General features: G+C 64.8%; 9 protein-coding genes. 3 read left to right on the top strand and 6 right to left on the bottom strand.

Going from position 1 to position 12,095, the window contains the following annotated elements; genetic code table 11:
- Positions 1-48 precede the first annotated feature (48 nt).
- The 3 genes from GOACH_RS17995 to GOACH_RS17985 all read right to left on the bottom strand — a co-directional run bounded on the left by GOACH_RS17995 (position 49) and on the right by GOACH_RS17985 (position 3,758).
- Positions 49-1,893 carry an FAD-dependent monooxygenase gene (locus GOACH_RS17995; protein WP_005177855.1) on the bottom strand — a complete coding sequence of 615 codons (1,845 nt, stop codon included), beginning with the start codon at positions 1,891-1,893 and terminating at the stop codon, positions 49-51.
- Between the two features lie 74 nt (positions 1,894-1,967).
- Positions 1,968-2,888 (bottom strand): VOC family protein, encoded by a 921-nt coding sequence (locus GOACH_RS17990; RefSeq protein WP_005177853.1) that lies wholly within the window; start codon positions 2,886-2,888, stop codon positions 1,968-1,970.
- A 6-nt stretch (positions 2,889-2,894) separates the two neighbouring features.
- Positions 2,895-3,758 (bottom strand): fumarylacetoacetate hydrolase family protein, encoded by an 864-nt coding sequence (locus tag GOACH_RS17985; protein WP_005177850.1) that lies wholly within the window; start codon positions 3,756-3,758, stop codon positions 2,895-2,897.
- A gap of 152 nt (positions 3,759-3,910) precedes the next feature.
- On the opposite strand from GOACH_RS17985, the gene GOACH_RS17980 reads away from it, so the two are divergent.
- Entirely contained in the window at positions 3,911-4,606 is a 696-nt protein-coding gene (locus GOACH_RS17980) for a GntR family transcriptional regulator (protein ID WP_040519082.1), read from the top strand.
- Positions 4,607-4,621: 15 nt separating this feature from the next.
- Here the strand turns inward: GOACH_RS17980 and GOACH_RS17975 are convergent, their stop codons facing one another.
- The 3 genes from GOACH_RS17975 to GOACH_RS17965 all read right to left on the bottom strand — a co-directional run bounded on the left by GOACH_RS17975 (position 4,622) and on the right by GOACH_RS17965 (position 9,128).
- The gene (locus GOACH_RS17975; RefSeq protein WP_005177845.1) at positions 4,622-6,193 is read right to left on the bottom strand and encodes an APC family permease; all 1,572 of its coding nucleotides are present in this window, start codon (positions 6,191-6,193) and stop codon (positions 4,622-4,624) included.
- 16 nt (positions 6,194-6,209) lie between these two features.
- Positions 6,210-7,088: a universal stress protein gene (locus GOACH_RS17970; protein WP_005177843.1), complete on the bottom strand. Its 879-nt coding sequence runs from the start codon at positions 7,086-7,088 to the stop codon at positions 6,210-6,212.
- A 186-nt stretch (positions 7,089-7,274) separates the two neighbouring features.
- Complete coding sequence (locus GOACH_RS17965; protein WP_005177841.1) at positions 7,275-9,128, bottom strand: NAD(P)/FAD-dependent oxidoreductase; 1,854 nt, start codon at positions 9,126-9,128, stop codon at positions 7,275-7,277.
- A 202-nt stretch (positions 9,129-9,330) separates the two neighbouring features.
- On the opposite strand from GOACH_RS17965, the gene GOACH_RS17960 reads away from it, so the two are divergent.
- Together GOACH_RS17960 and glsA are read left to right on the top strand one after the other, a co-directional pair.
- Positions 9,331-10,590 (top strand): helix-turn-helix domain-containing protein, encoded by a 1,260-nt coding sequence (locus tag GOACH_RS17960; protein WP_052004063.1) that lies wholly within the window; start codon positions 9,331-9,333, stop codon positions 10,588-10,590.
- Positions 10,591-10,648: 58 nt separating this feature from the next.
- Entirely contained in the window at positions 10,649-12,085 is a 1,437-nt protein-coding gene (gene glsA / locus GOACH_RS17955) for a glutaminase A (RefSeq protein ID WP_005177835.1), read from the top strand.
- Positions 12,086-12,095: the final 10 nt, after the last annotated feature.

The raw sequence follows: 12,095 nt of genomic DNA, 5'->3' as shown, positions 1-12,095 counted from the left end.
TCCGGTGCGGGGCATGACTGCATTCTGAGGCACTTTTTTGTCCGATGTTCAGATCCCGGCGGTGACAACTGGCGCCACGGAAGCAGGGTCTGGAATTCGTCCGTCCTGGGTGTCGAGGTCCTCGTCGGGTGGTGTGGTGTGGGCAGGGACGGATCTGGCAAGCACTGTGGCCAGTGCAGTGCGGAGAGCTGTCACCGGATCAGTGTCCATCGCCATGCTGCGCCACGCGACATGGTGGTCGGGTCGGACGAGTAATGCGCCGTCGTCGCCGACCTCGCGCTGCTGGGTCCATTCACGCAGTACGTCGTGGTATTCGCATCCCGTTCCGATGGCACGTACCCGAAGACCGACTCCTAACTCGTGGGCTACCCGTCGAGCCGCGTCGGCCCAACGGGCACCGTTCTCGCCGATGACGAGGGTGAGTTCGCCGTGGCCAGTGACGTCGATCGTGGAGACCCGGCGCCGACCCTTTTCCACCCACGCGTGGGGAATGCGGGCTCCCGGATGCGTCGTCGGCTGGTAGTAGAGCTCTTCATCGCGGGGGCTGTCCGGGTAGTCGGTGCCGTCGTCGACGATGCACGTCGACGAATAGCGTTGTCCCAGTTCCACTCCGTGCGCGTTGAACTGGTAGTTCTGCAACGCGACAGCGCTGTCGAGTTCGCGGCGTCGCTGCGCGCCACGCTCGGTTCCGGAGAACAACTCGTCGAGCATCCTCCAACCGTCCTCCGCGGACTGTCCCGGCTCGAAGCCGAGCGCCTTCGAGATGGGCAGCATGTTGCGTACGCTCTGCATCGCGCGATCAATGACCTGCTCACCGACGGGTTGTCTCTCCTGCGTGTAGGTGTCGAGCAGTGCGGGTCCGGCGCCTCCGCGCAGCACCATGGCGAGCTTCCACGCAAGGTTGAACGAGTCCTGCACCGAGGTGTTGGTGCCGAGACCGTTCGCAGGCGGGTGCCGGTGTGCCGCGTCGCCCGCCAGAAACACCCGGCCCTTACTGAACGTGTCGGCGATGACGTGGTTGATCTGCCATTTGCTGACGGACTTGATGCGGATGTCGATCGAGTCGTCGCCGATGGTGGTGCGGGCACGCTCGATGACCGCCTCCTCGGACGTGTCGGGTTCGCCGTCCTCGGGGTTGTACATGCACAGCAATACCCATTCCGTCCACGGCTTCACGCAGATCCACGTGCCGCTGCCGACCCAGTAGTCGTTGCCGGGCTGCGCCATCCAGTAGAGGGTTCCGGGACGGTGAGCGGTGTATTGGGAAAGGTCTGCTTCGAGCCAGATGTTCATGGCGGCCCCGAGTCCCATCTCGCCGCGCAGTGGGAACTCCAGTTGCTGTGCAACTGTCGACCGTCCGCCGTCGGCGCCGATCACATACGTGGCGCGTACGCGATACTCGGCGCCTGTCGTGCGTTCGCGCACGATGGCATCGACGTGATCGCCGGTGTCGGTCAGCGAGACGGCCTCCGTGCTGAACCGGATCTCTGCGCCGAATTCACGCGCTGCCTGCAGCAAGATCGGTTCGAGGACATGCTGCGGAATGTTGCACATCTCTGTCGGGCTCGATACCTCGTAGTCGGCGTGCCGAAGTGTCCCCGAACCCCAGGAGTTCAACCGGGCGATCTCGGTCCCCGCAAAGCTGGTCGCCCAGACGTTGTTGCCCATGTACTCGTTCGGCACGGCTGCGGCGCGCACCCGGTCATCGATGCCCAGGTCCCGGAAGACCTCCATCGCACACTGATTGGTGATGTGGGCGCGTGGTGAGTTCGCGGTGCCGGAGTACCGGCTGACGGTCAGGGCCCTGACGCCGTACTTGGCGAGCAGTGCTGCTGCGGTCAGGCCTGCCGGCCCTGCGCCGACGATGAGGACATTCGTGGTAACGGTTTCCATGGGAAGTCGACCTCCGTTGGTCGGAGTACCGGCGTCAGGCCGGCGGGGTGAATAGGGGGTGCGGGTTTGCGGCGTCAGTTGGTGGCGTGGGAGCCGGTCATCATGGCAGCGAGGTCTTCGGGCGCGAGAAAACTCGGGGGAGGTGGCGGTCCCCAGTTGAACAGTCCTCGTGCGCCTTCGAGATCTTCCGGCGTCCACAGCGCATCGTCGGGGATGCAATCCATGTCGGAGTAGTACTCGGAAAAGTTCCCTGCGGGGTCCTTCAGATACCAGAAGAAGTTCGACCCGGCGTGATGTCGGCCGAGGCCCCACACATGGCGTTCGGGATTGCCCTCGAGCATCGCGGCGGCGCCGCGTCCCACGTCGTCGATATCGTCGACCTGCCATGAGGTGTGATGCAGGTAGGTCACCGGCGAGTTCATGACGAGGACGTTGTGGTGGTCTTGTGAGCAGCGCAGGAACGACCCATGCCCCTTGATGTGGTCGCTGATCTTGAAGCCGAGTCCGTCGACGAAGAATCGGCAGGTCGTTACGTAGTCGGTGGAACCGAGGACCGCGTGTCCGAGCTTGTGCGGCTTGATCGCGTAGTCGCGCATCACACCGGGTGCGCGGCCGTACCGATCGATGCGACCGGGACCGTTGTACGGAGTCGGTTCGACACGCTGTTGGTTCAGGCGGGGCAGGACCCGGACAGTGGCACGGAGATCGGCGACCGGTTCGTGGGCGGTCACCTCGTTGCCGTGCCGTTGCGCCAGAAAGCCTTTCGAGATCAGTTCGTGGTGGATGCGGTCGATGTCGTCGAGATCGTCAGCGCCCACCGAGAGTTCGAGAAGTCGACGTGTCGGCGCGGCGACGATCCGCAACTGTTCGCCGCCCTCGGTGGTCGACAACCAGCCGTCCGACGTCGGCGTCAGCCCGAACTCCGTGTAGTAGGCCAGAGTTTCTTCGACATTCGGTACGCCGATGGTGACCGACGCGAGTCTGTGCAGTGCCATTGTCGATCACCGCGTCTCTACCGGTGCGACGAAGCGCTGCTCGATGTCGCCGATCCCGGCGACTCTGGAAGTGAGAACGTCACCGTCGGTGAGGAATCGCTGCGGCGTTCTGCCCATGCCGACACCGGACGGCGTGCCTGTGAAGATGATGTCGCCCGGGAGGAGCGGCGTGATGTGCGAGAGACGCGAGACCAATTGCGGGACAGAGAAGATCATCTCCGACGTGCGGCCCTTCTGCATCTGCTCTCCGTTGACGGCGCAACTGAGTTCGAGGTCGTCGCGGTCGGCGAACTCGTCCGGCGTGACGACGACAGGTCCCATCGGCGCGTACCCCGGATACGACTTACCGAGGCTGAACTGCGGTGGATGCGCATTGAACTGCGTCTCGCGATCGGAGATGTCCTGCCCGATCGTCAGACCCGCCACGTGGTCCCACCCGTCTGCTTCGCTGACACAGTGCGCGGCGCGGCCGATCACCGCTACCAACTCGACCTCCCAGTCGACCTCGGGACCGGTCAACTCGACGACGCCGACGGGGCCGGCCAGCGATGTCCTGAACTTGGTGAACACGGGCGGGAAGTCGGGAACGTCGTACTTCGACTCCGCCGCGTGTTCGGCATAGTTGAGGCCGATCGCGAAGACCTGAGACGGCTCGGGGACCGGGTTGTCCAGAGTGGCGTCGAAGACGCTGCCGTTGGCGGGGTCGATGGTGCGGGCCCACTCGGTGAAATCGTCCCAGCCGTTGTAAATCGCGGTGATCGATGGCCCGAAAAGTCCATCGCTTGCCTCGGCGATGTCGATTGCCAGCCGATTCCCGTCGTCGACCAACACCGCACGCTTCTCGAGAACTCCAGGCGCATGCTCGCTCACTTCCTCCTGTTGCTGCGCATCGATGCCAGTGGGTGATCGGTGTCACAGTTACTGAACCCTGGTCTACTCCGTCATATTCGTCAGTGCAAGTGATTTTCGAAAATCGAGCGATATGACGCGGATCTAGCGAATGATGGACTATGGTTGTGACCATGGCCACAGCGAAGACGAGGCAGACGAGAGGCGATCTCGTCTACGCGCAGTTGCGCGGCGAGATCCTCGGCGGTCGATATCTGCCGGGTGACCGCCTGAAGTTCGGAACCCTTGCGGCGGAGTGTGACGCGAGCATGAGTGTGATTCGCGAAGCGCTCACACGGTTGTCGCTCGAAGGGCTCGTCACCAACGAGCCCAACGTCGGGTACGCGGTCACCGAGATCTCCGTTCCTCGATTGCGCGAACTGACCGACGCGCGTCTCGAACTGGAGGGGCTGGTGTTCGGCCGCGCGATCGGCGACGGCGACCTCGCGTGGGAATCGTCTGTCGTCGCCGCTCACCATCGGATGGTCGGTACGCGCTATCTCACCGACGACGCTCCCGTGCGTGTGACCGATGAATGGGCGCTGGCCCATGCGGCGTTCCATCGTGCATTGCTCGAGGGTTGCGCGAACAAGAAGCTCCTGCAGCTGGCCAACGGTCTGCGCGACGAGGCAGAACTCTACCGACGATGGTCGCAGCCGTTGGGGCGCGAGAAGAATCGCGATCTCGATGGCGAGCATCGTCGAATGATGGAGTTGGCGCTCGCGCGTGACGTTGGCGGCGCAGTGACAGCATTGCGTGACCACATCGCCCACACCACGGACTTGCTCGTCGAGAGCGACATCGCCGTGCACACTGCTGTCACGATGTGACAGCGCTCGGCGGTCCTAGCGGCTGTCTGCGTCCGATGAGACGGGCAGCGACCGCGGCAGCGTTTCGCCCTTGAAGAACGCCGGCTGGCGCACGCGGAGGTAGAGCATCACGAACAGCCCGAGCACCAGCAATCCGAAGCCGATATAGAACACCAGACCAACACCGAATATCGAAGCGCCACTGCCGTTGTCGGGGTTCATGCTCTCGCCGACGGAGATGATGAACACGACGATCAGCGCGGCACCGCCCAGCAGCGGGAACAAGAATCTGAAGAAGAAGTTGTGGGCTGAGGAGAACAAGCCTCGGCGGAAGTACCAGACGCACGCAAACGCCGTGATGCCGTAGTACCAGCAAATCATGATGCCCAGCGCCGCGATCGTGTCGATCAGCGTGCGCTCGGAGAGAATGGTTACCACGGTGTAGAACACGGCCGTCACGATCCCCGCCACCAGGGCCGCGAACGACGGTGACAGGAATCGCGGGCTGATCTCGGCGACCTTCCGGGGAAACGCTCCGTAGCTGCCCATGGCGAGCATGGTGCGCGCGACCGGAAGGAATGTGGTCTGCAGACTCGCTATCGACGAGACCAGGATCGCGGCGAACAGCAGCACACCGCCCCAGCGGCCCAGAATCGGATCTGCGAGGGCGCCGAACACATTCTCTGCATTGTTCTCATTGCCCAACCCGACTCCGTCGGTGCCGACGCCCGCGTACATCATCACCGCGACGGCGACCAGCAGATACGTGAGCAGGATCGACATCACGCACAGCAACCCGGCTCGCCCCGGGGTGCGCTTGGGGTCCTTGGACTCCTCGCCAAGCGTCAGACACGTGTCCCAACCCCAGAAGGCGAAGATGGAACCGGTGAGGCCGACGGCGAAAGCCGAGATCGTCAGTCCCGTGAAGGGATTGAACCAGTCGATGTCGAAATGCAGCCCGGCAGGCGCCGATCCATCAGCAACCTTCACGAACGCGATGATCGCGAACGCGAACAGCACGATGAGCTGAAAACCGACCAGCACGTACTGAATTCGCTCACTGGTGGTGATGCCGCGCATCGACACCCAGGTGGCGATCGCGAGCAAGGCCAACGTCGTGAGAATGTTGACGAGTTTGTTGGTGCCGAGGTCGGCGATCGATGGCTTGTCGAAGATCTGCGCGATGATCAGATAGAAGAACTGCACGCCGATCGCGGCGAGATTCGACAGGACGATAATGGTGGCCACGACCATGCCCCAGCCACACATCCACCCCACGTATGGTCCGAATGCCTTGGTAGACCAGGTGAAGGATGCGCCGCAATCGGGAGTGTCCGAATTCAGCTCGCGGTAGGCGTAGGCCGTCAGAAACATGGGAATGAAGCCGGCGATGAAGATCGCGGGCATCTTGAGTCCGACGGCCGCGACGATCAGTCCGATGCTCGCGGTGAGTGTGTAGCCGGGGGCGACCGTTGAGATCCCGAGGATCGCGCCGGAGAACACACCGACCTTCCCCGATGCCAGCCCCTTGCTGCTGGCGTCAACGGTCACGGGATTCGACGTCGCGGGGTCGGGTGATTCGATCGGCGACGGTTGGGACGAACTCATCTCTGCATCTCCGGTGTCAGGCGCCGCGGGGAACGACGATCATGGGAACGGCGAGTACCCGCAGCATCTTTGCCGCAGTCGAACCGAGGAACAGATGGAACGGCTGTGCCAGTCGGCTCGAACCGACGTAGATGAGATCGCCAGGCTCCCACTCCAACGACGCCGCGGCGTCCTCGACGGTCTTACCGGTCGCGATGGCCGTGCTCACCGGATGACCTGCCGGCAGGTCGGCGCGCACGGCGGCAACGGTGCGCTCGAGGTGGTCGTTGACCGCCCTGCGTGCATCGGAATCCTGGCTGGAATCGCTCGAGAGGCCGTCGTCGACCGGTAGCAGTGACAGCAATCGGAGCGGGACATCGGCCCGTGCACACGCCTCGGTTGCGGCCTGCAACAGTGCGTCGACTCCCGGTCTCCTGCCCACGGCGCATGTGATCCGTGTGACCGGCGAGACCACCTCGCGGATTCCGCGCGGCGTGACCGCGACCGGGGTTGTCGACGTGTGGACCAGGTTGGTGACGATCGACCCGAGCGAATGCCGACCGAGGATGCCGCCGCCGGAGCCGCCGACGACGATCATCGACGAGTTCAGCCGCCGCGCCTCGATCGACAGGCCTTCGGCGGTGTTCTCGTACTCCGCGACGTACCCCTCGGCGTCGACCCCGTCAGGTAGCGAGCTCAGCGCGTCGTCGAGCCAGGTGGTGGCCTGCCTGTCCAGGATCTCCTGGAAATCGCCCGGCGCCGCGGCCTTCTCGGCGGCTGTCGACGGTGGGACGACGAGGCAGACCTTCAACTCGGTGTGCAACGAGAGGGCCAGCTGTGCGCCGAGCGCGAGCGCGTCCTCGCCGCCGGGGGTCGCGAGATAGGCGACCAGAAGATTGGGCCGAGAGGTGGTCATCGTGGTGCGCTCCGATCGGTCGACACGGGAGGAAGGGCCAGGCAGCGTTCGTGGGTTCGATGTTCACGGCAGTGGATTCACTGTGCGCTGGGCCACTCCTGGACGCACTGGCCAGAATGTCCTGCGTCGGGGTGATGCGCAGGACATTCTGGCCAGTGAACGGAGGGGGCGGACTTCTGTGCCCGGTCAGCTGAGGTGGTGCACCTCCTGCAGGCCGTAGACCGGGGTGTCCATGTTCTCGAATCGCGCCTTGAGCTGCAGTGCGAGATACAGCGAGTAGTGGCGGGATTGGTGCAGATTGCCGCCGTGGAACCACAGTCCGGGCTGCTGGGTCGGCTTCCACATGTTGCGCTGCTCGCCCTCCCACGGTCCGGGGTCCTTGGTGGTGTCGGAACCGAGCCCCCACACCTTGCCCACGCGGTCGGCGACATCCTGCCCGATCAGATCGGCGGCCCAGCCGTTCATCGAGCCGTATCCGGTCGCATACACCACGACGTCGGCCGGCAGTTCAGTGCCGTCGGCAAGTACCACGGAGTTCTCGGTGAGGTGATCGACCTGGCCGTGTGCGAGTCTGATGCTGCCGTCGGCGACGAGATCGCATGCGCCGACATCGATGTAGTAGCCCGAGCCGCGTCGCAGGTACTTCATGAACAGGCCGGAGTCGTCGTCGCCGAAGTCGAGATCGAATCCAGCGGCCTCCAGTCGGGCGTAGAAGTCCTTGTCGCGCTCACGGATCTGGTCGTAGAGCGGAATCTGGAATTCATGCATGATCCGGTAGGGCAGCGACGCGAACGTGAGGTCGGCCTTTTTGGTGGTCATCCCCGACGCGACGGCTTGCTCACTGTAGAGCGCACCGAGACCGATCTCCATGAGCGATTGCGAGCGCACGATGTGGGTCGACGATCGTTGAATCATGGTGGTGTCGATTCCGTTCTCCACCAGTGCTTTACAAATGTCGTGCGCCGAGTTGTTCGCGCCGACCACCACGACCCGTTTTCCGGCGAACCCGTCGGGGCCCGGGTGCTGGCTCGAGTGGTGCTGCTCGCCTGTGAACACGTCCTGACCGGGGAAAGCGGGCACGTTGGGCTTGCCGGACATCCCGGTCGCGAGAACCAGTTGGGTGGGGGTGAGGGTCAGGGGTTCGCCGTCGCGGATCACCTCGACGGTCCACCGGCCTGCCTGCTCGTCGTAGGTGGCCGAGGTGCAGGTCGTCTTGGACCAGTAGGGCACCTCCATGACGCGCGTGTAGAACTCGAGCCAGTCGCCGATCTTGTCCTTGGGGGCGAACACCGGCCAGTTGTCGGGAAATGGCAGGTAGGGGAGGTGGTCGTACCAGACCGGGTCGTGCAGGCACAGCGTCTTGTACCGGCCGCGCCACTGGTCGCCCGGCCGGTCATGGCTATCGACGACGATCGACGGCACGCCGAGTTGCCGCAGTCGTGCGCCGAGCGCGATGCCGCCCTGGCCACCACCGACGACGAGGACGTACGGCTGACGTGTTCGGCCGAGTTCTGCTTCCTCCGCCTCGCGACGCTCGGCCCACGACCGCGTGTCCGGGTCCGAACCATGCACCGCGCCCAGCACTCTGCCGGTGCCTCGCGGCTCCTCGTGCCCCTTGAGCTCCTGCAGCGTGGTCAGCAGGGTCCATGCCTCGTCACGGTCGCTGCCGTCGGCCGCCTCTCGCAATCGCAGAATGCCCTCACCGCGTCCGGTGGATGTGTCGAAGGACAGAAAGGCGGTCACGACACCGTCGTCCTCGGTCGGGGTTTCCGTCGCCTCGAAAGAACCGGGATCGGTGTCCTCGAGCCGTGCCGCGAGCATGTCGGCAAGTTGATCGCGTCCCTCGACGGTCTTGAGGTTCCAGGTGAACGCCACGAGGTCGCGCCAGTAGCAGTCAGTCGCAAACATCCCGGTCACCGCAGCGATGTCGCGTGCCTTGAGCGCCGCTTCGAAGTCGGCGAACCATCGGTCGACGCGTTCGGTCGGGGTGCGTGGGCTCGATCGGTCATGACCGGTGGTCGGCTCGAGAGTCTGGGTCATCGCTGCTCCTTGTTCTGTGTTTCCGTGTTCTGTGTTTCGTTGACAGGACGTCTGGGCCGGGCGCGCGCATCGGGTTGACGGTGCCGCGCGACCTGTGAGCCACAGCACACTCGCCGGAGACTGTGGCGTGCAAGGGTTGCAGTGGGTTGCGATGTGTCACTTCTTTGCGACGACGGTGTGATGGAGAGCACAATCACTGGTGATGTCTTCCACCGCACCCTCCGGAACCGGCGAGCCCGCCGTCGCCGCGGGCGACGATCCGCGGCAGTACGCAGCGGTCCTCGCCGCCGTCTACGACGCCGCGATGTCGGGTAATCGGCCACCGGCGCGCCCACGAGACGTGATCAGCCAGTCGTGGGGGCGCGTTCTCGACGCAGGAGTCGATCCCGATCACGGATCGCCCGACCATCTCATCGACGCGGCAGAACTGGAGGCGCGTCGTGCCGCAACGCCGCTCGCGCTCGTCCTCGACGATCTCACCGGCGGTCTTGACGCGATGATCGCCGACGGCGACAACATCCTCGTGATCGCCGACGCCTCGGGGCGCATCCTGTGGCGCGGAGGGCAGACGCGTGTCCTGCACCGCGCTGATCGCCTCGGTTTCATTGAAGGTGCCGATTGGGGTGAACGATCGGTAGGTACCAATGCGATCGGAACCGCGTTGATGTCGGGCGGACCAGTGCAGGTCTTCTCGGCCGAGCATTTCGTCCGTACGCACCACACGTGGACGTGCGCGGGGGCTCCCATCCGAGACCCGCGGTCGGGGTCACTGCTCGGCGTCGTCGATGTCAGTGGACCCGCTGCGACGATCCACCCGACGACACTCGCGCTCGTGGGTGCCGTTGCCAAACTCGCGGAATCGCAACTGCGTGAACATCATCGGCGTCACCTCGACGAGCTGAGGGCGGTCGCGGCCCCGATCCTCGCGCGGTCGTCGGGCCCCGCGCTCGCCGTCGATGCCGACGGCTGGGTCGCGGCTGTCGACTCGGTTGCGCCGTGTTCGCGGCTGCTCCTACCGCGTCGGCCCGAGCCGGGACGGGCGTGGTTGCATTCCCTGGGCGCGTGCGAGTTCGAACCGCTGCCGGGTGGATGGCTCGTCCGCGTCGCCGACGTCCAGAGTCCTGCGCGGACGACTCTCGTCGAGCTCGACTTCACAGAGGGCCACCGGCCGACGGTGCGGATCTCGGGCGCCACCGGCTCATGGACTCATCGCCCGTCGCCGCGGCACGCCGAGATCCTCGCGCTCCTCGCAGCCCACCCCGACGGGTTGAGTGCTGCTGCGATGTCGGAGCATCTGTTCGGCAGCGACGACCGCACGGTGACGGTGCGTGCCGAGATGTCGCGCCTGCGAAAGAGTCTCGGCGGTGTGCTCTCGGCGAATCCCTATCGGTTCGCAGCGGGCGTCGACATCAGCACGGATCTCCGCGGGCGAACCGACGAGGGCGTCGAGCGCCGTAGCTGACCTCGCCTGCGTTGTGCGGTTACTCGACCGGCACCCCTTCGCGGGATACGGTCGGTGCGTGACGATTTCGCATGTGGACGGCTACCTGAGCAAGATCATGGCCGATTGTGCCGACGATCGGGCCGGGGAGGTGGCCGACTACATTCCCGAACTCGCGGCCGTCGATCCCGAGGGCTACGGACTCTCGGTCGCCATGCACGACGGCTACCTCTACTCACTCGGCGACGCGGACACCGAGTTCACCATCCAGTCGGTGTCCAAGCCACTGACGTATGCGATGGCGCTGAGCAGACTCGGGCCGAAAGAGGTCGACGCGAAGATCGGTGTCGAACCATCGGGCGAGGCGTTCAACCAGATCAGCGTCGACTCCAGGAGACGGCCCAAGAACCCCATGATCAACGCGGGGGCGATCGTCGCGTCGTCGTTGCTTCTGCCACCAGTGCGCGACGTCGGTCCCGAGATCGTGGAGAAGACCTTCGACGAGATCCTCGCCTTTTACTCCGCGTGCGCCGGACGTCAGTTGACTCTCAACGAGAAAGTCTTCGAATCCGAGGCCGCGACCGGGTCGCGAAACCGCGCGATCGCCTACATGCTCGACAGTTTCGGCGCACTCGACACACATCCCGATGCCGCGATCGCGCTGTACTTCCGGCAATGCGCCATCGAGGTGACGACCGACGACCTCGCCGTGATGGGTACGACGATCGCGTGCGGCGGCGCCAACCCGCGCACCGGACGGCGGGTGATCAGTCAGGAGGTCGCACAGCGGCTGTTGAGCGTGATGACCACCTGCGGCATGTACGACGCCGCGGGGGATTGGGTGACCGCGGTCGGAATGCCTGCGAAGAGCGGTGTGGGGGGAGGCATCCTCGCGGTGCTGCCCGGGCAGTTGGGCATCGGTGTCTACTCGCCGCGGCTCGACGAGCACGGCAACAGCGTGCGTGGGGTCGACACCTGCGAGCACCTGTCCACCGATCTCGGGCTGCACATGTTCAACGTCACCCGGGAGAACAGGGTCACGATCAGAGCGACCTACGACGTTGCGGACTACCCCGTCGGCGACGACTGGACCGAGGAGGAGCGCGGCTTCCTGCGGACCTGCAGGGACCGTGTTCGGGTGTACGAGTTGCAGGGCGACCTGACATTCGGGAGCGCGGAGAGCGCGTTACGCCGCGTCGAGGAGGACATCGAGCGCGTCGATGTCGTGATCATCGAGATCTCGCGGGTCGGTGTGATCGATCCCGTCGCGCGCACGATGATGCTCGCTGTCAAACGTACGGCTGACGACAACGGCAAGCGCGTGGTACTCGTCGACCCCGACGGCGAGGTGCGTGCGAGCGTCGAGCGTCATCGCTCCGACAGTGTGGTTCACAACCTCGCTGTTCCCGAGCAATTGCAGGGACTCGACCCGGCGCTGCCACATGTACACCCGTCGATGGCCGATGCCGTCGACGACGCCGAGCAGTTCCTGCTCAAGCTCTACCGGAACTCCTGACCGCGCGGGA

Source organism: Gordonia aichiensis NBRC 108223, from assembly GCF_000332975.1.
GTDB classification, from domain to species: Bacteria; Actinomycetota; Actinomycetes; order Mycobacteriales; family Mycobacteriaceae; genus Gordonia; species Gordonia aichiensis.
This window is presented reverse-complemented; position numbering and strand designations above follow the sequence as displayed.

Bases quoted from the DNA above. Each gene is read 5' to 3' on its own strand.
- GOACH_RS17995 (WP_005177855.1), bottom strand. From the start codon at position 1,893: ATGGAAACCGTTACCACGAATGTCCTCATCGTCGGCGCAGGGCCGGCA.
- GOACH_RS17980 (WP_040519082.1), top strand. From the start codon at position 3,911: ATGGCCACAGCGAAGACGAGGCAGACGAGAGGCGATCTCGTCTACGCG.
- GOACH_RS17970 (WP_005177843.1), bottom strand. From the start codon at position 7,088: ATGACCACCTCTCGGCCCAATCTTCTGGTCGCCTATCTCGCGACCCCC.
- GOACH_RS17960 (WP_052004063.1), top strand. From the start codon at position 9,331: ATGTCTTCCACCGCACCCTCCGGAACCGGCGAGCCCGCCGTCGCCGCG.
- GOACH_RS17965 (WP_005177841.1), bottom strand. From the start codon at position 9,128: ATGACCCAGACTCTCGAGCCGACCACCGGTCATGACCGATCGAGCCCA.
- GOACH_RS17975 (WP_005177845.1), bottom strand. From the start codon at position 6,193: ATGAGTTCGTCCCAACCGTCGCCGATCGAATCACCCGACCCCGCGACG.
- GOACH_RS17990 (WP_005177853.1), bottom strand. From the start codon at position 2,888: ATGGCACTGCACAGACTCGCGTCGGTCACCATCGGCGTACCGAATGTC.